The sequence below is a fragment of the Streptomyces hamibioticus genome (assembly GCF_047946815.1).
GTDB lineage: Bacteria > Actinomycetota > Actinomycetes > Streptomycetales > Streptomycetaceae > Streptomyces.
Genome location: NZ_JBKKQY010000001.1, coordinates 5,357,356 through 5,381,073 on the forward strand (window position 1 = coordinate 5,357,356; position 23,718 = coordinate 5,381,073).

The 23,718-nt window shown below is 74.1% G+C and carries 23 protein-coding genes; 9 read left to right on the top strand and 14 right to left on the bottom strand.

The features are described 5' to 3' along the window. Positions 1 to 116: 116 nt before the first annotated feature. The 3 genes from ACLGIH_RS24210 to ACLGIH_RS24220 all read right to left on the bottom strand — a co-directional run bounded on the left by ACLGIH_RS24210 (position 117) and on the right by ACLGIH_RS24220 (position 3,213). Positions 117 to 776: an SCO2322 family protein gene (locus ACLGIH_RS24210; protein ID WP_416527378.1), complete on the bottom strand. Its 660-nt coding sequence runs from the start codon at positions 774 to 776 to the stop codon at positions 117 to 119. Further along, a complete protein-coding gene (locus tag ACLGIH_RS24215) occupies positions 773 to 2,020 on the bottom strand; it encodes a prenyltransferase/squalene oxidase repeat-containing protein (protein WP_416527379.1) in 1,248 nt (415 codons plus the stop codon). The genes ACLGIH_RS24210 and ACLGIH_RS24215 overlap by 4 nt, the downstream gene beginning before the upstream one ends. 545 nt (positions 2,021 to 2,565) lie before the next feature. After that, complete coding sequence (locus tag ACLGIH_RS24220; RefSeq protein ID WP_416529462.1) at positions 2,566 to 3,213, bottom strand: TetR family transcriptional regulator; 648 nt, start codon at positions 3,211 to 3,213, stop codon at positions 2,566 to 2,568. Between the two features lie 173 nt (positions 3,214 to 3,386). Here ACLGIH_RS24220 and ACLGIH_RS24225 point away from each other — a divergent pair, with 173 nt between their 5' ends. The 3 genes from ACLGIH_RS24225 to ACLGIH_RS24235 are packed head-to-tail and all read left to right on the top strand — an operon-like array spanning position 3,387 to position 6,681. Continuing rightward, positions 3,387 to 4,886 carry a glycosyltransferase family 4 protein gene (locus ACLGIH_RS24225; protein ID WP_416527380.1) on the top strand — a complete coding sequence of 500 codons (1,500 nt, stop codon included), beginning with the start codon at positions 3,387 to 3,389 and terminating at the stop codon, positions 4,884 to 4,886. Beyond that, on the top strand, positions 4,880 to 5,614 hold the full coding sequence (locus tag ACLGIH_RS24230; protein ID WP_416527381.1) for a class I SAM-dependent methyltransferase: 735 nt from the start codon (positions 4,880 to 4,882) through the stop codon (positions 5,612 to 5,614). Before ACLGIH_RS24225 ends, ACLGIH_RS24230 begins: the two co-directional genes overlap by 7 nt. Further along, a complete protein-coding gene (locus ACLGIH_RS24235; RefSeq protein WP_416527382.1) occupies positions 5,611 to 6,681 on the top strand; it encodes a prenyltransferase/squalene oxidase repeat-containing protein in 1,071 nt (356 codons plus the stop codon). The genes ACLGIH_RS24230 and ACLGIH_RS24235 overlap by 4 nt, the downstream gene beginning before the upstream one ends. 19 nt (positions 6,682 to 6,700) lie before the next feature. Here the strand turns inward: ACLGIH_RS24235 and ACLGIH_RS24240 are convergent, their stop codons facing one another. Both ACLGIH_RS24240 and ACLGIH_RS24245 read right to left on the bottom strand, forming a co-directional pair. Further along, on the bottom strand, positions 6,701 to 6,994 hold the full coding sequence (locus tag ACLGIH_RS24240) for a hypothetical protein (RefSeq protein WP_416527383.1): 294 nt from the start codon (positions 6,992 to 6,994) through the stop codon (positions 6,701 to 6,703). A gap of 42 nt (positions 6,995 to 7,036) precedes the next feature. Continuing rightward, positions 7,037 to 7,648 (bottom strand): hypothetical protein, encoded by a 612-nt coding sequence (locus ACLGIH_RS24245; protein ID WP_416527384.1) that lies wholly within the window; start codon positions 7,646 to 7,648, stop codon positions 7,037 to 7,039. A gap of 340 nt (positions 7,649 to 7,988) precedes the next feature. Between ACLGIH_RS24245 and ACLGIH_RS24250 the strand changes: the two genes are divergently transcribed. Further along, entirely contained in the window at positions 7,989 to 8,945 is a 957-nt protein-coding gene (locus tag ACLGIH_RS24250; protein WP_416527385.1) for a glycoside hydrolase family 11 protein, read from the top strand. Between the two features lie 117 nt (positions 8,946 to 9,062). Here ACLGIH_RS24250 and ACLGIH_RS24255 read toward each other — a convergent pair whose 3' ends face one another. From ACLGIH_RS24255 to ACLGIH_RS24275, 5 genes are all read right to left on the bottom strand, one after another. Beyond that, the gene (locus tag ACLGIH_RS24255; RefSeq protein ID WP_416527386.1) at positions 9,063 to 9,905 is read right to left on the bottom strand and encodes a hypothetical protein; all 843 of its coding nucleotides are present in this window, start codon (positions 9,903 to 9,905) and stop codon (positions 9,063 to 9,065) included. 158 nt (positions 9,906 to 10,063) lie between these two features. Next, positions 10,064 to 11,065 (bottom strand): N-acetylmuramoyl-L-alanine amidase, encoded by a 1,002-nt coding sequence (locus ACLGIH_RS24260; RefSeq protein WP_416527387.1) that lies wholly within the window; start codon positions 11,063 to 11,065, stop codon positions 10,064 to 10,066. A gap of 22 nt (positions 11,066 to 11,087) precedes the next feature. Continuing rightward, positions 11,088 to 11,744, bottom strand: coding sequence for a class I SAM-dependent methyltransferase (locus ACLGIH_RS24265; protein ID WP_416527388.1), 657 nt, complete (start codon positions 11,742 to 11,744; stop codon positions 11,088 to 11,090). Positions 11,745 to 11,842: 98 nt separating this feature from the next. Beyond that, positions 11,843 to 13,582: an MFS transporter gene (locus ACLGIH_RS24270; RefSeq protein ID WP_416527389.1), complete on the bottom strand. Its 1,740-nt coding sequence runs from the start codon at positions 13,580 to 13,582 to the stop codon at positions 11,843 to 11,845. A 288-nt stretch (positions 13,583 to 13,870) separates the two neighbouring features. Next, positions 13,871 to 14,035, bottom strand: a complete 165-nt coding sequence (locus tag ACLGIH_RS24275; protein ID WP_416527390.1) for a hypothetical protein — start codon at positions 14,033 to 14,035, stop codon at positions 13,871 to 13,873. Between the two features lie 288 nt (positions 14,036 to 14,323). Here ACLGIH_RS24275 and ACLGIH_RS24280 point away from each other — a divergent pair, with 288 nt between their 5' ends. After that, complete coding sequence (locus ACLGIH_RS24280) at positions 14,324 to 15,766, top strand: MFS transporter (protein WP_416527391.1); 1,443 nt, start codon at positions 14,324 to 14,326, stop codon at positions 15,764 to 15,766. Between the two features lie 248 nt (positions 15,767 to 16,014). Beyond that, positions 16,015 to 16,920 carry a MaoC/PaaZ C-terminal domain-containing protein gene (locus tag ACLGIH_RS24285; RefSeq protein ID WP_416527392.1) on the top strand — a complete coding sequence of 302 codons (906 nt, stop codon included), beginning with the start codon at positions 16,015 to 16,017 and terminating at the stop codon, positions 16,918 to 16,920. 106 nt (positions 16,921 to 17,026) lie between these two features. Here the strand turns inward: ACLGIH_RS24285 and ACLGIH_RS24290 are convergent, their stop codons facing one another. Both ACLGIH_RS24290 and ACLGIH_RS24295 read right to left on the bottom strand, forming a co-directional pair. Next, entirely contained in the window at positions 17,027 to 17,194 is a 168-nt protein-coding gene (locus tag ACLGIH_RS24290) for a hypothetical protein (protein ID WP_416527393.1), read from the bottom strand. Between the two features lie 97 nt (positions 17,195 to 17,291). Further along, a complete protein-coding gene (locus tag ACLGIH_RS24295; RefSeq protein WP_416527394.1) occupies positions 17,292 to 18,608 on the bottom strand; it encodes a hypothetical protein in 1,317 nt (438 codons plus the stop codon). A gap of 268 nt (positions 18,609 to 18,876) precedes the next feature. On the opposite strand from ACLGIH_RS24295, the gene ACLGIH_RS24300 reads away from it, so the two are divergent. Genes ACLGIH_RS24300 through ACLGIH_RS24310 form a run of 3 tightly spaced genes read left to right on the top strand, consistent with a single transcriptional unit; the run spans position 18,877 to position 22,094 of the window. Continuing rightward, a complete protein-coding gene (locus ACLGIH_RS24300) occupies positions 18,877 to 19,734 on the top strand; it encodes a Nif3-like dinuclear metal center hexameric protein (protein WP_416527395.1) in 858 nt (285 codons plus the stop codon). Then, positions 19,731 to 20,474: a zinc ribbon domain-containing protein gene (locus ACLGIH_RS24305; protein WP_416529463.1), complete on the top strand. Its 744-nt coding sequence runs from the start codon at positions 19,731 to 19,733 to the stop codon at positions 20,472 to 20,474. The genes ACLGIH_RS24300 and ACLGIH_RS24305 overlap by 4 nt, the downstream gene beginning before the upstream one ends. A gap of 12 nt (positions 20,475 to 20,486) precedes the next feature. Continuing rightward, on the top strand, positions 20,487 to 22,094 hold the full coding sequence (locus ACLGIH_RS24310) for a bifunctional RNase H/acid phosphatase (protein ID WP_416527396.1): 1,608 nt from the start codon (positions 20,487 to 20,489) through the stop codon (positions 22,092 to 22,094). Here ACLGIH_RS24310 and eda read toward each other — a convergent pair. Both eda and yaaA read right to left on the bottom strand, forming a co-directional pair. Continuing rightward, the gene (gene eda / locus ACLGIH_RS24315) at positions 22,091 to 22,783 is read right to left on the bottom strand and encodes a bifunctional 4-hydroxy-2-oxoglutarate aldolase/2-dehydro-3-deoxy-phosphogluconate aldolase (protein ID WP_416527397.1); all 693 of its coding nucleotides are present in this window, start codon (positions 22,781 to 22,783) and stop codon (positions 22,091 to 22,093) included. The two genes, ACLGIH_RS24310 and eda, sit on opposite strands and share 4 nt — an antisense overlap. Positions 22,784 to 22,907: 124 nt before the next feature. Beyond that, positions 22,908 to 23,690, bottom strand: a complete 783-nt coding sequence (gene yaaA, locus ACLGIH_RS24320; RefSeq protein ID WP_416527398.1) for a peroxide stress protein YaaA — start codon at positions 23,688 to 23,690, stop codon at positions 22,908 to 22,910. Positions 23,691 to 23,718 lie beyond the last annotated feature (28 nt).

Genomic DNA, 23,718 nt, shown 5'->3' on the forward strand with positions numbered 1-23,718 from the left:
CGGGGTGTGGGGTGTCGGTGGCCGGGGTGTCTGCGGGGTGTGGGGTGTCGGTGGCCGGGCTGCCCGTGGGCCGCGGATGTGTGCTGCTCGCGGGATGCCTGGGCGGGTGGGCCCCGTTACCCATTCCCGCGCCGCCGGGCCTGCCACACCGCTGCCGCGCCCACGGCCGCCACCACGGCAACGCCGGCCAGCAGCCCCACCGACGGGCCGCCGTCGTCCTCCGCGGCCTCCCGCTCCGGCTTCTTCGCGGCGTCCGTCCGCCTGCCGTCCGCCACCTGCTCCCCGCACCCCGTCTCCGGATACCCGGCGATCGCGCACAGCAGGGCGTCGGCGTTGTAGCGCAGCGGACCGGCGACGGCGGCCAGGGCCTCCGCCGTCGTCGCGTCGGGGGTGACCGCGGCGCACGCCGTGCGGCCGTCCGGCGGGGTCTCGCCGGACGGGGCGTCGGCCGCCGTGCCGAAGTCGAGGACGAGCGCCACCCGCTTGGTGCCCTCCTTCGCCGGCGTCTTCGCGCAGATCGTCGCGAAGTCCGCCGTACCGCGGGGCTGCTCCCCGTCACCGGAGTTCTCGCTCACCGCGAAGCGGAACCCCTGGACGTCGCCGTCGGAGGGGCGGGCGGTGGACGGGCCCTGGGTGGCGTAGACCCAGCGGTCGCCGTCGCGCTCCCAGAAGGACCAGTAGCGGTAGCCGGCGGCCTGCGCCGGGCCCGCGCTCCCGAGGAAGCCGCCGATCAGCAGGAGCGCGGCCAGGGCGATGAGCGCAGCCCGGCGGATCACGGCTGCTGCTTCCGCTTGCGGCCGCTGATCAGGAAACCGATGCCGATGCCGGCGACGAGGCAGACGCCGACGAACCACCAGACACCGAAGCCGTTTTCGTCCTTCTTCTCGTCCCCGTTGTTCTCGTTGTTCCCGTTGTTCTGGTCCTTCGCCGTGGCCGTGTCGCTCGCCTCCGCCCCCTGCGGAGCCGGGCCCGTGGCGTTCAGCCGGGCCACCAGGTCCGTGCCGCCGAAGTCCCGCGGGTCGGTGCCCGTGGCGTGGGCTGCGAAGACCAACTGGGCGTAGGCCGCGGGGCCGCTCTGCTCGGCCCAGGTCGCGGCGTTCTTCTTCAGCCAGGCCAGCGGCTTCGCCGCCTTCCCGGCCCCGCCCTGCGCGGCGAGCGCGACGACGGCGTCGGCGGTGTTGCCGTAGTCCGGCTGGTCCTCGGCACCGGCGAGGGCCGACACCAGGTGGCCGTCCTCGGCGACGGCGTCGGCGAGGTGGGCGGCGCCGTTCGCGGCGGCCTGGGCGGGGCTGCCGGGCTCGGAACACGTGGCGTCCGTCGCCTTCTCGGCGGGCTCGGCCACCAGGCCCGTGCCCAGCGCACCGAGGACACCGGCCGCCGTCGCGTCCGCGTTGGCGACGAGCTTGCCGTCCTCGTCCGGCTGGAACGCGAACGCGCCGGCCCCCTCGCCCTTGCACGGCAGCGCGAACGTCAGCAGGGCGTCGTACGGCGACTTGCCGCCCTTGCGGACCTTGCCGGGATCGGTCCCGGTGGCGGTCAGGGCGCCGATGACGACCGAGGTGGAGTTGGCGTCGCTGGGGCCGCCGGGGGTGTAGCCCCAGCCGCCGTCCTTGTTCTGCACGGACTTCAGCCAGCCGAGGGCGTCCTCGACCACGTCCCCGCGTCCGCCGAGGGCGGCGACGGCCTGGACGGCCGCGGCGGTGTTGTTGGTGTCGACGGGCGTCTTGGCGTCGCAGGGCTTGGCCGGGTCGGCGCGGAAGGGCGCGAAGGCGCCGTTGCCGCACTGCTGCCCGGTGAGCCAGTCCACGGCCCGCGGCGCAGGGACCACGCCCGCCGTGTCCTGCGCCAGCAGGGCGAGGGACTGGCGCCAGACGCCGTCGTACGTGGGGTCGGCCGTGCCGTACAGGCCGGCGGGCGCCGACGCCGAGGGCGACGGATCGGCGGCGACCGCGGGCGCGGCTGCGCCGCCGATCACGGCTATGGCGGCCAGAGCCGCGGCGCTGCGGCGGCGGACGTTCATGATCGGCGGATGCCTTTCCCTGCGAGGAGCCGGGCAGCAGGGGGGGCACCCCCGGCGGCTCGGCTCCGTTACCTCGACGGTGCCCGTGCACCGGCGGGCGCCGGGCACGTCAGCCGGTCACGGTCCCGTCCCGGGGCGGTCCGGCTCACCGTCCACGGCGACTGCCTGGGGTGGACGGCTCACCAGGGGGCACCTCCCAGGCCCTCGAGGCACTGGGGGAGGAGCGGCGCCGGAATTGCACCGGCTTCCCCCCGTACGGGTGTGATCACGACCCGGCCACTTTACCCGTCGGCCGCCGCGGCGACCGTGGGGCACCGCTCACACCGCCGCTCACACCACCGCGCACGCCACCGGGTCGCTGCCCGGCACCGGCCCCGCCCGCCCCGACACCGCCGGGCGGCGGGGCGGATGGGCCCGTGGCGTCCCCGCCCTGCGCATGGGCCGGCCCACCGCGTCCACCGTGCCCGGACACCACACCCGGACACCGTGCCCGGACACCGCACCCGGACACCGTGCACCCGGACACCGTGCCCGGACGGTGCGCCTCAGCGGCGTCCGTCGGGTTCCGGCAGGTCGATCAGGCGGCACACCGTCTCGATGTCGGTCTTCACCTGGGCGATCGAGGCACGGCCCGACAGCCAGGTGATCAGGGCCGAGTGCCAGGTGTGCTCGATGACGCGGACCGCCGAGAGCTGCTCGGGAGTGGGGTCCGCGCTGCCCATCGCGTCCAGGATGATCGCCGTGGTCTGCCGGGAGACCTGGTCGACCTCGGGCGAGACGCTGCGGTCGGCGAAGGTCAGCGCCCTGACCATCGCGTCGGCCAGCTGTGGCTCGCGTTGCAGCGCGCGGAAGGCGCGCATCAGGGTCTGTGCCACCCGCTCCGCCGCCGTGTCACCCGCCGGCGGCTTCTTCCGCAGGGTGCCGTGCAGGCGCTCCAACTGGTCCTGCATCGTCGCGACCAGCAGATGGATCTTGGAGGGGAAGTAGCGGTACAGGGTGCCCAGCGCCACCTGCGAGGACTCCGCGACCTCGCGCATCTGCACCGCGTCGAAGCCGCCCCGGCCGGCCAGCCGGGCACTCGCGTGCAGGATGCGGCGACGCCGCGCCTCCTGCCGCTCGGTCAGGGCCGGAGCCGCGGGGCGGGCGTCCTTGTCTGCCTTGGTCACCTTGGACACGTTGGACACGTCGGACACGTTGGCCACCCTTGCTCACCTTGGCTTCCGTGGTGCGAATCACCTGATCCACTGGTCACAGCACAGCTACCTGCCGGTAGATTCGGAGCCTCTGAACGATCAAGTCTGGAACTTGTTCTAGATTAGCGTCCCGGCGTAGTCTCGCGGGACGAGCAGGCAGAAGGGGGCCCAGAGTGACCGCTGAGGCCAGTCAGGCGGGTCCCCGTCCGGACCTCGCGGCAGACGGCTTGCGACCGCTCCGCATCGCACTCCTCACCTACAAGGGGAACCCGTTCTGCGGCGGCCAGGGCGTCTACGTCCGGCACCTCTCGCGCGAACTCGCCCGCCTCGGCCACCGCGTCGAGGTGATCGGCGCCCAGCCCTATCCCGTCCTCGACGTTCTCGATGTCCGTGATGTCCGCGACGTCCGCGACGGGGACCGGGACGGCCACCACAACCCGCACCTCACCGAGCTGCCCAGCCTCGACCTCTACCGCCAGCCCGACCCGTTCCGCACCCCCAAGCGGGACGAGTACCGCGACTGGATCGACGCCCTGGAGGTCGCCACCATGTGGACCGGCGGCTTCCCCGAGCCCCTGACGTTCTCCCTGCGCGCCCGCCGCCATCTGCGCGCCCGGCGCGGCGACTTCGACGTCGTCCACGACAACCAGACGCTGGGGTACGGGCTGCTGGGCGACCTCGGCGCCCCGCTGGTGACCACCGTCCACCACCCCATCACCGTCGACCGGCAGTTGGAGCTGGACGCCGCCGAGACCTGGCAGCGCCGCTGCTCCGTGCGCCGCTGGTACGCCTTCACCCGCATGCAGAAGCGCGTCGCCCGCCGCCTGCCGTCCGTGCTGACCGTCTCCGGCAGCTCCCGGCAGGAGATCGTCGACCACCTCGGCGTACGGCGGGACCGCGTGCACGTCGTCCACATCGGCGCCGACACCGACCTGTTCTCGCCCGACCCGTCGGTGCCGCAGGTGCCCGGCCGGATCGTGACGACCTCCAGCGCCGACGTGCCCCTCAAGGGCCTGGTCTTCCTCGTCGAGGCGCTGGCCAAGGTGCGCACCGAACAGCCCGGCGCCCACCTCGTCGTCGTCGGCAAGCGGCCCGCCGGGGGGCCGGTCGCCCAGGCGATCGAACGGTACGGCCTCGACGGCGCCGTCCGGTTCGTCAAGGGCATCTCCGACGCCGAACTGGTCGACCTGGTGCGTTCGGCCGAGATCGCGTGCGTGCCGTCGCTGTACGAGGGGTTCTCGCTGCCGGCCGCGGAGGCCATGGCGACCGGCACGCCGCTGCTCGCCACGACCGGCGGGGCGATCCCGGAGGTGGCCGACCCCGACGGGGAGACCTGCCTGGCGGTGCCGCCCGGCGACGCGGGGGCGCTGGCCGCCGGGCTGGGACGGCTGCTCGGCGACCCCGGACTGCGGGCGCGGCTCGGCCACGCGGGGCGGCAGAGGGTGCTGGAGCGGTTCACCTGGGCGCGGGCCGCCGAGGGCACCGTCGCCCGGTACCGCGAGGCCATCGAACGGTCCGGCGGCGCGCAGGGCCCGTCCGGCACGGCGGGCGACCGCTCCGCGACGGGGGCCGGGCGCTCCCCGGCCCGGGACTCCGGCCACCCCCCGGCCGCAGAAGCCGTTGCAGAGGCCGTTGACGTTGTATCCGACCGCGAAAGCAGGGCCACGTGCTGACCGTCGACTTCTCCCGGTTCCCGCTCGCCCCGGGCGACCGTGTCCTGGACCTCGGCTGCGGCGCCGGACGGCACGCCTTCGAGTGCTACCGGCGCGGCGCCCGGGTCGTGGCCCTGGACCGCAACGCCGAGGAGATCCGCGAGGTCGCCAAGTGGTTCGCGGCGATGAAGGAGGCGGGCGAGGCCCCGGCCGGTGCCACCGCCACCGCCATGGAGGGCGACGCCCTCGCCCTGCCCTTCCCCGACGAGTCCTTCGACGTCGTCATCATCTCCGAGGTGATGGAGCACATCCCCGACGACAAGGGCGTCCTCGCCGAGATGGTCCGGGTGCTCAGGCCCGGCGGGCGGATCGCCGTCACCGTGCCCCGCTACGGTCCCGAGAAGGTCTGCTGGACGCTGTCCGACGCCTACCACGAGGTCGAGGGCGGCCACATCCGCATCTACCGGGCGGACGAACTCCTCGCCCGGATGCGCGAGGCGGGCCTGAAGCCGTACGGCACCCACCACGCGCACGCGCTGCACTCGCCGTACTGGTGGCTGAAGTGCGCGTTCGGCGTCGACAACGACAAGGCGCTGCCGGTGCGGGCGTACCACAAGCTGCTGGTCTGGGACATCATGAAGAAACCGCTGGCGACGAGGGTCGCCGAGCAGGCGCTGAACCCGCTGATCGGCAAGAGCTTCGTGGCGTACGCGACCAAGCCGCACCTCCCGCCGGTGGACGCCGCGTGACCACTCCCCGGACGGAACACCTGGTCCTGCCCGGGGTGCTCACCGCCGGCCAGGCCGCCGCGACCGTGCGCGGCATCCTCGGCGTGCAGCGGGAGGACGGCGCGATCCCGTGGTTCCGCGGGCACCACCTCGACCCCTGGGACCACGTCGAGGCGGCCATGGCCCTGGACACGGCCGGTGAACACGAGGCCGCCGAGCGGGCCTACGCGTGGCTGGCCCGGCACCAGCAGCCCGACGGCTCCTGGTACGCCGCCTACGCCGACGGCGACGCCGCCGACGTCACCGACCGGGGCCGGGAGACCAACTTCGTCGCCTACGTCGCCGTCGGTGTCTGGCACCACTACCTCTCCACCGGCGACGACGCCTTCCTGGACCGCATGTGGCCGACCGTGTACGCGGCGGTCGAGTTCGTGCTGCGGCTCCAGCAGCCGGGCGGGCAGATCGGCTGGCGGCTCGACGACGACGGCACGGCGACCGCGGACGCGCTGCTGACCGGCAGCTCATCGGTCCACCACGCGCTGCGCTGCGCACTCGCCGTCGCCGAGCAGCGCGAGGAGCCGCAGCCGGACTGGGAACTGGCGGCGGGCGCGCTGCGGCACGCCATCCGGTGCCACCCCGAGCGGTTCCTGGACAAGGGCCGCTACTCGATGGACTGGTACTACCCCGTGCTGGGCGGCGCGCTGACCGGTGCGGAGGCCAAGGCGCGCATCGAGGAGAACTGGGACCGCTTCGTCGTACCCGGCCTCGGCGTGCGCTGCGTGGTGCCCAACCCGTGGGTCACCGGCGGCGAGTCGGCCGAACTCGCGCTCGCGCTCTGGGCGATCGGCGAGTCCGACCGGGCGCTGGACGTGCTCCGGTCGATCCAGCACCTGCGGGACGCCGGCAGCGGCCTGTACTGGACGGGGTACGTCTTCGAGGACGACGCGATATGGCCGCTCGAGCTGACCACCTGGACGGCCGGCTCCGTGCTCCTCGCCGTCGCCGCCCTCGGCGGCCACGAGGCCACCTGCCGGGTCTTCGGCGGCGACGACCTGCCGCGCGGCCTGGACCCGGACTGCTGCGCCTGACCGCCCGCCCGGCCGGCGCTCAGTACCGGCGCAGGCGGCCGGCGATGGCGTGGCCGATGAACAGGTAGACGACCGCGGCCAGTCCGTAACCGGCGACGACCCGGGCCCAGGCCTCGTCGAACGTGAACAGGTCACGCGACCAGGCGGCCAGCCAGTTGGCCGCGTCGTGGACGAACCGCACCAGGTCGTTGTCCCGGTTCGCGTCCAGCAGGTACATGAGGATCCACAGTCCGAGGATGAAGGCCATGATGTCGGCGATCACCGCTATGACCGTCCCGGCGGAGTTGGAGCCTGTGCGAGTTCTGGGGGACATGCCTTCCGTCTGGCCCCGGAGCCCTGCTTGAAACCTGGATCGCTACTCGGGGCCCGGGACCCGGCCCCGGGCCGGGGCCAGCCCGAAGAGGGAGCCCGCCGCCGCGGTGAGGCCGCTCGCGCACCCGGCGGCCGGCTCGGCCGGTACGGCCATCCGCCGCAGGACGCCGGAGACGGCGTCCTCCAGCAGGGCGAACCGGGCGATGAGCGGCCGCGGCCCCGCCGAACCGTGCCGGTCGCGGTCGGCCACGGTGGTCAGGACCTCCTGCGCACGCAGTTGCAGGTGTGCGAGGGGCCGCCAGGCGTCGGCGCGCCGCCCGGACGCACGCGGGTCGGCCAGCATCCCGTGCAGCCGGCGGCCGAGATCCGCGTGCCAGGCGCCCATCGTGCCGGCCATCTCCGCGCACAGTCCGTCCAGGCACAGCTCCAGGACGGCCGCGCCCGTCCCGACGCTCACCGGCGCCGGCCGCGCGGCCCCGGACGGCCGCGGGGCGGGCGGCGGGCCCGCGCCCAGGTAGTTGCGCAGCACGATGGGCATGACCTCGGCAGGTGACTCCTCCTCCGGGTCGTCGGCGGGCACGAGCGCCGGGCGCACGAGGGCGAGGCAGTGCGCGGCCCGCTCCGCGGCCGTGCGGCAAGCGTGGTCAGTGGGCAAGGGACCCACCCTTCCTTTCCCGGGTCTCCGCGGTACCGGCAGATCGCGTGTCGAGGAACACGGAGGCGAGGGCCGCGCGGTTCAGCTCCGGCGACGGAAACGGTGACCGAAAGTTTCGACGCCTGCTCGTCGGTGTGCGCCCGCCATGCATGTGACTCTCTGTGAGAGATCGCCTGAAGCGGTGCCACGCAGCACTGAGCTGCTGCTATGCAGTCGCATCATGGGAGCGGGAAGACGAATGTTTCGAAACAAACACCGAAACTGTTGACGAGTGATGTGGTCAGGTCAACACTGTCGCCGTTGCTCGTGCTCCCGCAGTGTTCACGAGAGGAACCCCCACATGACCACACCCACCCGCGCGAAGCGCAGCGTCTGGGCGATCGCCCTGGCCGCCGTGCTCGCCCTGTTCACCCCCAGTGCCGCCGGCGCCGACACCGTCATCACCACGAACCAGACCGGTACCGACAACGGCTACTACTACTCGTTCTGGACCGACGGCGGCGGCTCGGTCTCCATGACCCTCGGCTCCGGCGGCAACTACCGCACCCAGTGGAGCAACATCGGCAACTTCGTCGTCGGCAAGGGCTGGAGCACCGGCAGCCGCAGGGCCGTGACGTACTCCGGCACCTTCAACCCGTCCGGCAACGCCTACCTGACGCTCTACGGCTGGTCGACCAACCCGCTCGTCGAGTACTACATCGTCGACAACTGGGGCACCTACCGCCCCACCGGCACCTTCAAGGGCACCGTCACCAGTGACGGCGGCACCTACGACATCTACGAGACGACCCGGTACAACGCCCCCTCCATCGAGGGCACGAGGACCTTCAAGCAGTTCTGGAGCGTCCGCCAGACCAAGCGGACCGGCGGCACCATCACCACCGGCAACCACTTCGACGCCTGGGCCCGGGCCGGCATGAACCTCGGCACCATGAACTACATGATCATGGCAACCGAGGGCTACCAGAGCAGCGGCAGCTCCAACATTACGGTCGGCGGAACCGGTTCCGGCGGTGGCGGTGGTGGCGGCACCGGCTGCACGGCGACCCTCTCCGCCGGGCAGCAGTGGAGCGACCGGTACAACCTCAACGTCTCGGTCAGCGGTGCCGCCGACTGGACGGTGACGATGAACGTGCCGTCCCCGGCGAAGGTGCTGGCCACCTGGAACGTCAGCGCCAGTTACCCCAGCAGCCAGACGCTCGTCGCCAGGCCCGACGGCAGCGGCAACAACTGGGGCGCGACCATCCAGCACAACGGCAACTGGACCTGGCCGTCCGTCTCCTGCAGCGCCGGTTGATCACAACGGCCGCCCGTCCCCATCTCCCTGACGGCTCGCCAGTCGAGGGATGTGGGCGACCGTACGGCAGCGGCCCCCCGCCCGGGAGGGCGAGGGGCCGCGTGCGGCGACGCCGGGTCAGCCGCGCTGGATGCCCGAGGTGTCCTGGAGCACACCGCGGCGGCCGTCCTGGGTCTGGGCGACCAGAGCGGAACCCCGCTGCTCGACGGCCAGGTACCAGGTGCCCGGCGCCAGTTCCGCGATCGGCGTCGGCGAGCCGTCCTCCGCGTACAGCGGACGCGGCACCGGTACGGCGAACCAGAACGGCGAGAAGTCCCCGGCCGGCTGCGGCTGCGGCTGCTGCGCCTGAGCCTGCGGCTGCTGGGGCTGCTGCGGCTGGCCGCCGAACGGCTGGCCCGGCTGCTGCCCCGGCTGGCCGCCGTACGGCTGCTGCTGCGCGCCCGGGTAGCCGTAACCGCCCTGCGGCTGACCGCCGTAGGGCTGCGGAGCGGCGGGCCGGGACGCCGGGATCAGGGCGCCCTTGAGGGCGGGGACGAGGGGCGTGGCGAGGGCGGCGGCGGCCATCACGAGCGTGGCGACGAGCGCGAGGATCAGGCCCAGGCCGGCGCCGAAGCCATCGGTGAAGCCACCCTCGTTGTCGAAGCCGCCGGCCGGGTCGAAGATGTTGCCGAGCGCGCACCAGGCGGCGAAGACCGTGAAGGCGGTGCCGAACTGGCCGAGGTCGAGACCGGCGACCCTGCGCGGCTGAGACAGCCCCCGGGCCACGACGACGAGCGCGGCACCGATGAGGCCGGCCAGCACGACCCCGAGTACGACCGGCCCGCTGCCCCACAGGCTGGGGATGTCGGCGTCGTCGGGAGCGCCATCGATCGAGTAGAGGTCGAGGAACGACGCGATGAACAGCAACACCGCTGCTCCGATCACCACGCCGTCGCCTCTAGTGAGGGAGCGGATATTCACTTCAGGTCCTTCGTAGGTCGTCTCGTCGTCGGTAGAGGCGTCGCTGTCACCATGTCGCCGTCAGGCCCCGGTGCGAAGCGCGGGGGTGGCCCCTCATCGTAGGGACGACACTATCGCCCGTTCGATCACGCTGTCCGCCGGGATCGACGGGTGGACCGCTACCCGCGCAGGAAGCTCACGATTCCCTCAGAGATTCCTTGCGCCGCCTTCTGCCGCCAGGCCCCGCTGGACAGCAGCGCCGCGTCCTTGCTATCGCGCATGTTGCCGCACTCGACGAACACCTTGGGAACCGTTGACAGATTGAGACCGCCGAGGTCGGTGCGCGTGACGAGTCCGGTGCCGCCGCCCACGTAGTTGGACGGCGCGCTGCCCGTGACGGCGACGAACCGGCCCGCGATGCGCGTGCCGAGGTCGCGGGAGGGCTGGACGATCGCGCGGGTGTCGGCGGCGCCCTCGTGCACCGGCCCCGGCAGGATGACGTGGAAGCCGCGGCTGCCGGCGCCCGCGCCGTCGGCGTGGATGGACACGGCCGCGTCCGCGCCGGCCTCGTTGCCGATCCGGGCCCGCTCGTCCACACAGGGCCCGTACGGCCGGTCGGCGTCCTGCGTCAGCTTCACCGTGGCGCCCTGCTCCGCCAGCAGGTCGCGCAGCCGGTGGGCCACGTCCAGGGTGAACTCCGCCTCGGGCCAGCCCGCGTTGGTGGCGGTACCCGTCGTGTCGCACTCCTTCCAGTTCGTTCCGATGTTCACCTGGCGGTTGATCTCGGACGGGTGCTGGAAGTTGCCCGGATTGTGGCCGGGGTCGATGACGACGACCTTCCCCTTGAGCGGGCCGGAGGCGGCGGGCTTGGAGGGGGCGGGCTTGGAGGGGGAGGACCCGGTGGCCGTGGCCGTGGGCGAAGGCGAGCCCCCGCTCGGCTCCTTGGCGTCGTCGCGGGGCGAGGCCGGACGGCTGGAGGAGGTTGCCGGGGACGACGTCCGCGCGGTCGCCGCCCGGTCCGCGCCGCCGCCGTCACCGTCGTCCGGTCCGCCGACGGCCGCGTACACCCCCCACCCGAGCAGTGCCCCGGGCACGAGCGCGGCCAGCGCCACGGTCAGCGGGCGGCGCAGCGGGGAGCGGCGGGGCCGGGGCGGTTGGAAGTCGGGGCCTGTGTACGACACGTCTGCGACTCTAACCGCGCGCTCAGCCGCCCGCGCCCGTTCGCCGCAGGACGCGCAGCGAGCCGGTCACCGAGACCTCGGTGAATGCGCCGGACTCCAGTGCCCTGAGGTACACGCGGTACGGGGCCTGCCCGGTGAACTCGTCGGCCGGGTCCGGGAAGACGTCGTGGATGGCGAGCAGGCCGCCCTCGGCCAGATGCGGGACCCAGCCCTCGTAGTCGGCGCTCGCGTGCTCGTCGGTGTGGCCGCCGTCGACGAAGACCAGGCCCAGGGGCGTGCCCCAGACGCGCGCGACCTGCGGTGAGCGGCCGACCAGGGCGACCACGTGGTCCTCCAGGCCCGCCCGGTGCAGGGTGCGGCGAAAGGCGGGGAGCGTGTCCATCAGGCCGACCTCGGGATCGACCGTCTCCGGGTCGTGGTACTCCCAGCCCGGCTGCTGCTCCTCGCTGCCGCGGTGGTGGTCGACGGTGAGCGCGGTGACCCCCGACCGGCGGGCCGCGTCGGCGAGCAGGACCGTGGAGCGCCCGCAGTACGTGCCGACCTCCAGCAGGGGCAGCCCGAGCCCGGCCGCCTCCACGGCCGCCGCGTACAGCGCCAGGCCCTCGTCCGTCGGCATGAACCCCTTGGCGCTCTCGAACGCGGCCAGGACATCGGCGTCGGGCTTGGCTGCCGCGGGCATGCGGGGTCCTCTCGGTGGTGCCTGGGTGACGGCGCCCTATCGTGCCGTACCCCCCGCCGAGCCGCGCGGCAGGGGGTACCGGTCGGTAGGTGCGGGCGCTACGCCGAGACGGTCTCGTCCGGCAGGGACAGGTCCAGGCCCGCCGCGCGGTCGTCGCCCGGGTGCGTCGCCGGGTGGGCGAGCGGGCCGTGGCCCGGGGCGCGGGCGGCCAGCACGTACGGGCCCTCGGCGGGGACGGCGAGGGCGTAGCCGCCGTCCTCGGCGGAGACGGTCGCGCCCGCCTGCCGGCCGTGGCGGTCGATCAGGGTGACCTCGGCGCCGGCGACGGGCGTGCCGTCGGCCGACAGGACCCGGCCGCGGAAGCCGCGCGGCGTCTCCCCGGCGCGGGCCGGGCTCGCCTCCTCCTCGCTGCTCGCGCGCAGCCGGGTGGCGGTGGCCGGGCTGCGCCGCGGGAGGAAGAAGGCGCACAGCAGACCGACGGCGACCGCGGCGGTCGCGATCAGGAAGGAGACGCGGAAGCCGTGCATGGTCGGGATCTCGACGCCGCCGACGGTGTGCGAGGTGCCGGCGAGCACCATGCCGATGACGGCGCTGGAGACGGAGGTGCCGATGGAGCGCATCAGCGTGTTGAGGCCGTTGGCCGCGCCCGTCTCCGAGGCCGGGACCGCGCCGACGATCAGGGCGGGCAGGGAGGAGTACGCCAGGCCGATGCCGGCGCCGAGCAGCACCGAGGTGACCACGGTCTGCCAGGCGGCGTTCATCAGGCCGAGGCCGCCGCCGTAGCCGAGGGCGATGATGAGCAGGCCGGTGATCAGGGTGGTCCGGGGGCCGTAGCGGGCGGACAGACGGGCGTAGACGGGGGCCGTGAACATCATGGTCAGGCCCAGCGGGGCCACGCACAGGCCGGCGACCACCATCGACCGGCCGAGGCCGTAGCCGGTGGCGGAGGGCAGCTGGAGCAGCTGGGGCAGGACCAGGGAGACGACGTAGAAGCTGACGCCGACCATGATCGAGGCCAGGTTGGTGAGGAGGACCTCGCGGCGGGCCGTGGTGCGCAGGTCGACCAGCGGGGCGGCGATGCGCAGCTCCATCAGGCCCCACAGGACGAGGACCACGGCCGCCGCGGCGAACAGCCCGAGCGTGGCCGGTGACGACCAGCCCCAGTCGCCGCCCTTGGTGATCGGCAGCAGGAAGAGGACCAGCCCGGCGGACAGGCCGAGCGCACCCGGCAGGTCGAAGGAGCCCTTCGCGCGCAGCGGGGACTCCGGCACCACGAGGAGGGTCAGCGCGATGGCGAGGACGCCGAGGCCGGCGGCGCCGTAGAACAGGGCGTGCCAGTCGCTGTGCTGCGCGACGAACGCGGCGGCGGGCAGGGCGAGGCCGCCGCCGACGCCGATGGAGGAGCTCATCAGCGCCATCGCCGAGCCGAGCCGCTCGCGCGGCAGCATGTCGCGCATCAGGCCGATGCCGAGCGGTATCGCGCCCATCGCGAAGCCCTGGAGGGTGCGGCCGACGATCATCGGGAGCAGGGCCGCGGTGAATGCGCTGACCAGCGCGCCGGCCACCATCACGGCGAGGCTGGCGACCAGCATGCGGCGCTTGCCGTACAGGTCGCCGAGACGGCCCATGATCGGCGTGGCCACAGCGCCCGAGAGCAGGGTGGAGGTCAGCACCCAGGTGGCGTTGCCGGGGGTGGTGTCCAGGAGCCGCGGGAGGTCCTTGACGACCGGCACCAGCAGGGTCTGCATCACGGCGACGACGATGCCCGCGAAGGCGAGCACGGGGACGACGGCGGCGCTCGCTCCGCGGGTGGGACGGTCGGGCGTCGTGTGGGTCATGGGGCGGTGGTCTCCGGGGCCGGTGGTGGTGGGCGATCATGAGGCTTACGTGTGTAATGAACTCCGTCTGCCCGGGCAACTATTCCGATGTTTTGAGTCACTAACGAAATCTTGACCTTTCTTTGGTGGGCGGTGCGGCGAACCCTTGGTGGGCGGTGCGGCGAGGAGAGGGCGCGGAGCAGCGGAGCGAAGGTCGCCACACGCAGAGGCCGGGCGCCTGATGCGCCCGGCCGTCGGGTTTCTCGCGGAACGTCTTGACGTGTCACCGGCCTCCGCCCTGGCGGGCGGTCAGTCCTCGTCGGGCAGCTCGTCCTTCACCTGCTGAGCCTGCTCGGCCATGGCCTGGGTGATCGTCCCGCCGACGCCGGTGGCCAGGATGCCGTCCACAAGGCCGGCCATGTTCCGGGCGAGGCTGCCTCCGAACATCGAGCCGTCGCGCGCGATCTCGCCCATCGGTTCACTGTCGCTCAGGTGCGTCTCCTCCGGACCGTGCCACGCCGCGGTTCGGCGCGGCCGACACAACCGTCCTGGCCCGGCACGGTGCCGACACGCTGCCCGCATGCCCGAGCTCACCCGTTCGGCTATGACGCCGAGGGGAGAAACCGCTGCACACAGGGCTTCCGTGCTCGACTGTCGCGATCCAGTTCGAGATCACCGCTGTGGGGGTTCCGGGGAGGGCCGGGGCGGCGCGGGACGCGTGCGCGGTGCGGGCGGTGCGGGCGGATTGAGACCATGGTGTCCATGCTCGAAGCCTCGGACACCCCCGCCGCCGCCCGCATATCCCGGCGTGCCGCCCCTCCCACCTGGCTGATCGTGGCGCTCGCCTGTGCCGGTCAGTTCCTGGTCGTGCTCGACGTGTCCGTGGTGAACGTCGCCCTGCCGTCGATGCGGGCCGACCTCGGGCTGGACACGCACGGGCTGCAGTGGGCGGTGAACGCGTACGCCATCGCCTTCGCCGGCTTCATGCTGCTCGGCGGCCGGGCCGGGGACCTGTACGGACGCAAGCGGATGTTCCTGGTCGGGCTGGGGCTGTTCACGCTGGCCTCGCTGGCGGGAGGACTGGCCCAGCAGGGCTGGGAACTGCTGGTGGCGCGGGCGGTGCAGGGGCTCGGTGCGGCCGTGCTGGCGCCGTCGACGCTGACGATCCTGACCGCCGCGGTGCCCGAGGGCGCGGCGCGGGCACGGGCCATCGCGACCTGGACCGCCGTGGGGGCGGGCGGCGGCGCCGCCGGTGGCCTGGTGGGGGGCCTGCTCGTGGACGGGCTGTCCTGGCGCTGGGTGCTGCTGATCAACGTGCCGGTGGGGGTGGTGGTGCTGGCCGCGTCCGTGGTCTGGCTGGCGGAGAGCCGGGCCGGGGAGCGGCGGCGGCTCGATCTGCCCGGCGCGCTGCTGGTGACCGTCGGGCTGGCCGCGCTGGCCTACGGCATCTCGCAGACCGAGGCGCAGGGGTGGGCGGCGGCGGCCGCGGTGGTGCCGCTGGTGGGCGGGCTGGTGCTGCTCGCGCTGTTCCTCGCCGTGGAGGCGCGGACGGCGGCGCCGCTGATGCCGCTGCGGCTGTTGCGGTTGCGGTCGGTGTCGTCGGCGAACGTGGGGATGTTCGTGAGCGGGTCGGCGATGTTCTGCATGTGGTTCTTCATGACGCTGTACGCGCAGAACGTGCTGGGCTACTCGCCCCTGGAGGCCGGGCTGGCACTGGTGCCCAGCTCATTGGCGGTGGTACTGGGCTCCAAGCTGGCGCCGCGGCTGATGCGGGCGCTGGGGGAGCGGACCGTGGCGGTGCTGGGGACCGCGGTGGCGGCGGCCGGGTTCGGCTGGCAGTCGACGCTGAGCGTGGACGGGGCCTATGTGACCGCGATCATGATCCCGGGGATTCTGATGATGCTGGGCGCCGGGCTGGCGGCGACCCCGCTGGCGGCGCTGGCCACGTCGGGGGCGGCGCCGGAGGAGGCGGGGCTGGTGTCGGGGCTGGTCAACACCTCGCGGACGATGGGCGGGTCGCTGGGGCTGGCGGTGATGTCGACCATCGCGGCGGCGCGGTCGGGGGAGAACGCGTCGGCCGGGGCGCTGACGGACGGGTACGCGCTGGTGTTCCGGACGGCGGCCGTGGTGCTGGTGGCCGGGGCGGTGCTGATGCGGGTGTGGCTGCCGGCGGGGCGGCGGGGCGTCGCCGTGCAGGAGGGGTAGAGCAGGCGCTGGTGGCGAGCCCGGGTGGTGGACCCTGGTGCCGGGAGCCGTCGCCGACGGCGAGGGGCTGACGTAATGTCAGGTGTGCTCCCGTGCGAGCGGGGCCGGGCTGTACGGACGGCCGGACGCCGGACTGGCACGCGTTCCCGGACCGCGTGGCAGGAGGGCCCCAAGGGCGGCACCGGCGGCCGACGGCGCGGACGGCCGTGCCGGGGCTCCGGCTTCGCGACGTCGTGATCAGGAGACTCATGCCCATCGACCCGGCCGTGGCACTCGCCGCCGAACCGCGTTCCGCCGAGATCGCCTGGGCACCCAAGGACGTCCAGCTCTACCACCTCGGCATCGGCGCCGGAGTCCCCGCCACCGACCCACGCGAGCTGCGCTACACGCTGGAATCCCGGCTGCACGTCCTGCCGAGCTTCGCCACCGTCGCCGGCGCCGGCGCACCCGGGGTGATCGGCGGCCTGTCCATGCCCGGGGTCGACGTCGATCTGGCCCGTGTGCTGCACGGCGGGCAGCGTCTGCGGGTGCACCGGCCGGTCCCGGTCCGCGGCACCGCCACCGCCACCTCGCGCATCGTCGCCGTCCACGACAAGGCCGAGGCGGCCGTCCTCGTCCTGCGCACCGAGGTGGCCGACGGGGACGGGCCGCTGTGGACCGACGACGCCCAGATCTTCGTACGGGGAGAAGGCGGGTGGGGCGGTGAGCGCGGCCCGTCCGGGCGGTCCGAGGCGCCGGCCGGGGAGCCCGGGAAGGTCGTCGAGCGGCGGACCAGGGAGGACCAGGCGCTGCTCTACCGGCTGTCCGGCGACCTCAACCCGCTGCACGCCGACCCCGAGTTCGCCGCTCGGGCCGGTTTCGACCGGCCCGTCCTGCACGGGCTGTGCACCTACGGCATCACGCTCAAGGCCGTGGTCGACACGCTGCTCGACGGTGACGTGACCCGGGTACGCGACTACCGCACACGGTTCGCCGGAGTCGTCCACCCCGGGGAGACGCTACGGGTGCGCATGTGGCAGCAGGCCGGAGAAGGAGGGGACGGCGGAGAAGGAGGGGGCGGCGGGGACGGCGGGGGCGTCGTGCGGGTCACCGTGAGCGCCGTCGAACGGGGGGACGCCCCGGTCCTCGCCGGCACCGTGGTCCAGCACACCTGACGTACGCCACCTGCGTCGGCCTCCGCCGGGCATGGACCGCTGAACGCCGGTGGCCCCGCCCTTCGTGACGAAGGACGGGGCCACCGAGATGTGATGTGATGTGCCGTCAGGCCGCGGTCTCGGCCTCCTCGGACGGCTTGCGGTGGCGGCCCCGGGGGGCCGTCTCGGCGGCCTGCAAGGAGACCGGACCACGGTGCCGGCCGGAGCCGGCGCCGATCTCCTGAACGTCGGCACCGTCGCCCTGCATCGGCTGATTCGTGCTGGCGTCGCTCATCGGAAGGAATTCACCCCGTCAACATGATCTTTCCTATAGCCGGGCGAGTGTAACCGGCACACCGCGGACCGAATCCAGGCGGCCACGCCAACCGCCACTACTTCGTTACAAGCCGTGCCAGGGGCGCCTGTTGCAGCGGTACGGGGCGGGGCGCGGCGGCCGACGGGAGGCCCGGTTCCACGGGTCCGTCCGGCGTTGCCGTGGACGCCGTGGACGCCGTGGACGCCGTGGACGCCGCGGAGGCTGCGGACGGAGTGGAGCCGCCCCGGGCCGCCGGATCCGCCGGGGCCCCGGCCGCCGCGCCGCCGGTGCCCTCTGTGCCCTCCGCGCCCCCCGTACCGTCCCCGCCTCCTGTGCCCCCTGCGTCTCCCGAGCCGGTGTCGCCCGGGGCGGGGGCGGGCAGCCGGGCCAGGCCGCAGGGCAGCTCCGGCGTGGCGTACGGCAGGTGCAGCACACCGTCCGCCGTCCACGTCCCGCCGCCCGCCAGCCAGCCCTGCGGTGCCGGAAGGTGATGCACCTGCCGCTCCGCGGGCCGCCACACCCCGACCCAGCTGCCGAACGCCCCGTCCAGGCGCAGCGCCACCGCACAGCGCTCCGGCGTCAGCACCTGCCCCGGCTGGATCGCGAACGGCGTCACCGCGCAGTCCGGCAGCCGCAGGCACTCCGGGAAGCGCACCGGCAGCGTGCTGCCCAGCACCCCCCAGCCCAGCCGGGGCGCCTGCCCCGGCGCGGGGGCGTCCGAGCCGATCAGCAGCAGCCCGCTGTCCGGGTCGGCCAGCAGCACCCGGTCGTCGCTGTCGGCGGCGATCTGGAGCAGCGGCGACACCTCGCCGCCGCGCGCCAGGTCCACGATGACCGCCTTGGTGCGGCCCCCGGTCTCCCGGTCCAGCGCCAGCATCCGCGCCGTACGGTCCAGCCACACCCCGCCCGAGCAGCGGCCGGGCACCTCGGCGAGCCGCTCGGGCCCGAAGGCGCCCCCGGCCACCAGCCACACGACCGTCGAACGCCGCCCGACGGCGAGGGCGTACGCCCGCTCGCCGCCCGGTGCCGGCGGCAGCAGCCGCAGCCGGGTGGCGTCGTCCGGGCACTCCACCGCGCCCAGCGGCAGCTCGCCGGTGCCGGGCCCGGTCGGGTACAGCAGCGTGAAGACGTGCCGGCTGGCCGCCCGCCGGTGGATGAGCACCCGCCCGTCGCCCATCGGCTGCACCTCCGTGCCGGGCTCCTCCGGCTGGTTGCCGGGCAGCGGTACCGCGTACGGCTCGGGGCCGTCCAGTGTCCAGCGCTCCGGGTACCAGGAGTCGCCGCTGCGGGCCAGGCGGGCGGCGTAGGCGCCGTCGGCGGTGATGGCGCACTCCGCGCGCGGCACCCCGTCGTCCCCCGGGTCCGCCGAAGGTTCGATGGCACAGGCCGTCATCGTTCGGTCACCTCCAGCGACGAAGCTAGTTTTCGCACGCACGGGCGGGGCATCGGCGGCCGTCCGCTTCACACATATGGGTGGGAGAGGAACGATTCGGCTGAGGAAGCAGAGGGGTGTGTGCTGCGCGGGGCCGGGGCGGCGGCCGCACACCCCCTCCCCGGGGCACGCGAGAGGACGCCGGTTCAGGCGCGCACGCGGGCGCCGGTCCGGGTCCGAACGCGGCGCGGGTTCAGGCGGGAAGAAGGGGCCAGGTAGCCTTGCGTTCGTGCCCCGTCTGTCAGAAGTCATCGCCGCGCTGGAGAACCTGTGGCCCGCCGAGCGGGCCGAGTCCTGGGACGCGGTCGGCACCGTCGTGGGCGACCCCGACCAGCAGGTCGACCGGGTCCTGTTCGCCGTCGACCCCGTGCAGGAGATCGCCGACGAGGCGGTGAAGCTGGGCGCCGGCCTGCTCGTCACCCACCATCCGCTCTATCTGCGCGGTACGACCACGGTCGCGGCCTCCACCTTCAAGGGCCGCGTGGTGCACACGCTGATCAAGAACGACGTCGCGCTGCACGTCGCCCACACCAACGCCGACACCGCCGACCCGGGCGTCTCCGACGCGCTCGCCGGCGCCCTCGACCTGCGAGTCGTACGCCCTCTGGTGCCGGACCCGAGCGACCCCGACGGCCGCCGCGGTCTCGGCCGGATCTGCGCCCTGGACCACCCGCTGACCGTGCGTGAACTGGCCGCCCGCGCCGCCGAGCGGCTGCCCGCCACCGCACAGGGCATCCGCGTCGCCGGCGACCCGGAGGCGGTGGTCCGCACGATCGCCGTCAGCGGCGGCTCCGGCGACAGCCTCTTCGAGCAGGTCCGCGCGGCCGGCGTCGACGCCTTCCTCACCGCGGACCTGCGCCACCACCCGGTGTCGGAGGCCCGTGAGCACAGTCCTCTGGCGCTGCTCGACGCGGCGCACTGGGCCACCGAATGGCCCTGGTGCGAGCTGGCCGCGAGCCAGCTCGACGAGATCTCCGACCGGCACGGATGGGACCTGCGCGTCCACGTCTCGAAGACGGTCACCGACCCCTGGACCGCCCACGCGGCGTCCACCCCGACCCCTAGCGCAATGGGAGCCCCCAACTGAACGCCGAGCCCGCCGACCAGATCCGACTCCTCGACGTCCAGGCCCTCGACACGCGCCTGCAGCAGCTCGCGCACAAGCGGAAGTCCCTGCCCGAGCACGCCGAGCTGGAGTCGCTGACCAAGGACCACGTCCAGCTGCGCGACCTGCTCGTGGCCGCGCAGACCGAGGAGAGCGACTGCGCGCGCGAGCAGACCAAGGCCGAGCAGGACGTGGACCAGGTGCGCCAGCGCGCCGCCCGCGACCAGCAGCGCCTGGACTCCGGGGCCGTCACCTCCCCGAAGGACCTGGAGAACCTCCAGCGCGAGATCGCCTCCCTCGCCAAGCGGCAGGGCGACCTGGAGGACGTCGTCCTGGAGGTGATGGAGCGCCGCGAGTCCGCGCAGGAGCGGGTCGCCGAGCTGACCGACCGGGTCGCCTCCGTGCAGGCGAAGATCGACGACGCGACCGCTCGCCGGGACACCGCGTTCGAGGAGATCGACGGCGAGGCCGCGGCGGTCACCAAGGAGCGCGAGGTCGTCGCCGGCTCGGTCCCCGCCGACCTGCTGAAGCTCTACGACAAGCTGCGCGAGCAGCAGGGCGGCATCGGCGCGGCCAAGCTGTACCAGCGTTCCTGCCAGGGCTGCCGGCAGGAGCTGGCGATCACCGAGCTGAGCGAGATCCGTTCGGCGGCGCCCGACACGGTGGTGCGCTGCGAGAACTGCCGCCGCATCCTGGTGCGCACGGCCGACTCGGGCCTGTAGGAGGCCGGTTCGGTGAGCGAGGCGGCAGCGGAGTCCGGGCGCGAGTTCCTGGTCGAGGCCGACGGCGGGTCGCGGGGCAACCCGGGCCCGGCCGGGTACGGCGCGGTGGTGCGGGACGCGGCGACCGGACAGAGCCTCGTGGAGACCGCCGAGTACATCGGCGTCGCCACGAACAACGTCGCCGAGTACCGGGGCCTGCTGGCCGGCCTGCGCGCCGCGCACCAACTGGACCCGGCGGCGACGGTGCACGTCCGGATGGACTCCAAGCTCGTCGTCGAGCAGATGTCGGGCCGCTGGAAGATCAAGCACCCCGACCTCAAGCCGCTCGCGACCGAGGCGATGCGGGTCTTCCCGGTGGGCCGGGTGACGTACGAGTGGATCCCGCGCGAGAGCAACAAGCACGCCGACCGCCTGGCGAACGAGGCGATGGACGCGGGGGCGCGCGGCGAGGCGTGGTCCCCGTCGACGTCCACGGCAGAACTGGACGCCGGGGGACCCGTCCCGGCCGGTGAGCGCGCCTCTGCCGGGGAGTCCGCCTCTGCCGGGGAGTCCGCCTCTGCCGGGGGGCCCGGCGCCGCCGGGGAGTCCGCCTCTGCCGGGACGTCCGCCTCGGCCGGGGAGCGCGCCTCTGCCGGGGAGTCCGTCTCCGCCGGGGAGCCTGCCTCTGCCGGGGGACCCAGCTCCGTCGGGGGGCCCGTCTCCGCCGGGACGTCCGCCTCCGCCGGGGAGCCCCCCTCCGCCGGGGAGCCCCCCTCCCGCCGTCGCCGACCGGCGGATACGACGGGGACGGCAGCCGGTACCGACACCGGCCCACCCGCACCCGCGCCCACACCTGCACCCCCGCCCCCACCCGCGCTCGCGGCGCCGAGTGGTGACGACGTCGAGGCGGACGCCGGTGCCCGGACCGCCGAGGCCGAAGGCGCCGCACGGGCCGCCGATGCCGACGTGCGCGCCGCGAAGGCCGTGGCCTCCCCGGGCTGGGGGCCGCCGGACATGGGGGCGCCCGCCACGTTCGTCCTCCTCCGGCACGGCGAGACCCCGCTGACCCCGCAGAAGCGGTTCTCCGGCAGCGGCGGCAGCGACCCCTCGCTGTCCGCCGTAGGACGGGAGCAGGCCGCGCGGGTCGCCGCGGCGCTCGCCCGGCGCGGCACGATCCAGGCGATCGTGTCGTCACCCCTCGCCCGCACCCGCGAGACCGCCGCCATCGTCGCCGACCGCCTCGGCCTCGACGTGACCGTCGAGGAGGGCCTGCGGGAGACCGACTTCGGCGCCTGGGAGGGCCTCACCTTCGCCGAGGTCCGCGAGCGCCACCCGGACGACCTGAACGCCTGGCTGGCCTCACCGGACGTCGCGCCCACCGGCGGCGGCGAGAGCTTCGCGGCGACCGGCGCCCGCGTGGCCGCGGCCCGCGACAGGCTGGTGAGGGCCTACGCGGGCCGCACGGTGCTCCTCGTCTCCCACGTGACGCCGATCAAGACGTTCGTACGCCTCGCCCTGGGCGCCCCGCCCGAGGCGCTGTTCCGCATGGAGCTGTCGGCGGCCTCCCTCTCGGCGATCGCCTACTACGCCGACGGCAACGCCAGCGTCCGCCTCCTCAACGACACCTCGCACCTGCGCTAACGTTCCGTCCCGCCCACGCCGAGCCCCGCCGCCTCGCGGGCCAGCGCCTCGACGCGCGCCCAGTCCCGGGCGGCGACGGCCTCCTTCGGCAGCATCCAGCCGCCGCCCACGCAGCCGACGTTGGGCAGCGCCAGGTACGCCGGCGCGGTGGCCGGGCCGATGCCGCCGGTCGGGCAGAAGCGGGCCTGCGGCAGCGGACCGGCGAGCGACGCGAGATAGGCGGTGCCGCCCGCCGCCTCGGCCGGGAAGAACTTCATCTCCCGCACCCCGCGCTCCAGCAGCGCCACCACCTCGGAGGCGGTCGACACCCCCGGCAGGAACGGCACCCCGGACCTTCGCATGGCCTCCAGCAGGGACTCCGTCCACCCCGGGCCGACCAGGAACCGCGCCCCCGCGGTCACGGCCGCGGCGACCTGCCCCGGCGTGATGACGGTGCCGGCGCCGACCACCGCGTCCGGCACCTCGTCGGCGACGGTCCGGATCGCGTCGAGCGCGGCGGGCGTGCGCAGCGTCACCTCGATCGCGGACAGCCCCCCGGCGACCAGCGCCCGCGCCAGCGGTACGGCGTCGGCGGCGTCCTCGACGACCACGACGGGCAGCACGGACGCGAGATCCAGCACGGAGGCGGGCGGGGAGAAGGGCAGGGAGGGCGAGGAGAGGGGCGGGAAGGCGGGCCGCGGTGAGGTCATGGCCTCATCGTGCCCACGGCAAGCACCCTGCGCAAAGCTCATTGCGCAGGGTGCAACGGCTCGTAGAGCTGCTCACCGGAGCTGCTCACCGGAGCCGTTCAGCTGAGCTGCTCACCGGAGCCGCTCAGTGGATCTCCGCCACCAGCACATCCAGCGACCACGCCTTCCCCGCCTTCGCGGGCGCCTCCGCCTCCACCTCGTACCCGAGCTCCCGCAGCGCCTCCACCAGCTCGGCAGGGTCCTTCGGCGCGGAGCCGGACGTGAGGAGGCTCCGTACGATCCGCCCCTTCGTCGCCTTGTTGAAGTGGCTGACCACCTTGCGGGTCGGCGCGTGCAGCACCCGCACGGTCGCCGTCCGGGAGGCGACCTCGCCCTTCGGCTTCCAGGCGGCGGCGTACGCGGCGGACCGCAGGTCCAGCACCAGCCCGTCCCCCGCCACCTCGGGCAGCACCTCGGCCATGGGCGCACGCCAGTGCCCGGCCAGCGCGCCGAGGCCGGGCAGCTTCACGCCCATCGAGCAGCGGTAGGAGGGGATCCGGTCCGTCACCCGGACCGCGCCCCACAGCCCGGAGAAGACGAGCAGCGACCGGGCGGCCCGCCGCTTGCCGGCCGCGTCGAGGGAGGCCAGGTCCAGGGCGTCGTAGAGCACTCCCGTGTAGATCTCCCCGGCGGGCCGCGCACCGGCCGTCCGCAGCCCGGTGTTCTTGGCGACCTCGCCGCGCAGCCCCTCGCTCAGCCCGAGCACCTCGCGCGCCTTCTCCTCGTCGGCGGCGCACAGCTCCACCAGCTCGTCGAGGACGGCCTCACGGGCCGCGCCGAGCCCCGGCAGCGACAGCGACTCGGGCTTCAGCGGGGCGCCGCGGCCGGACGGCGCCTTCCCCTCGGACGGCGGCAACAGGACAAGCACACGTACTCCTTCGCTCTGAGGCCCCCCG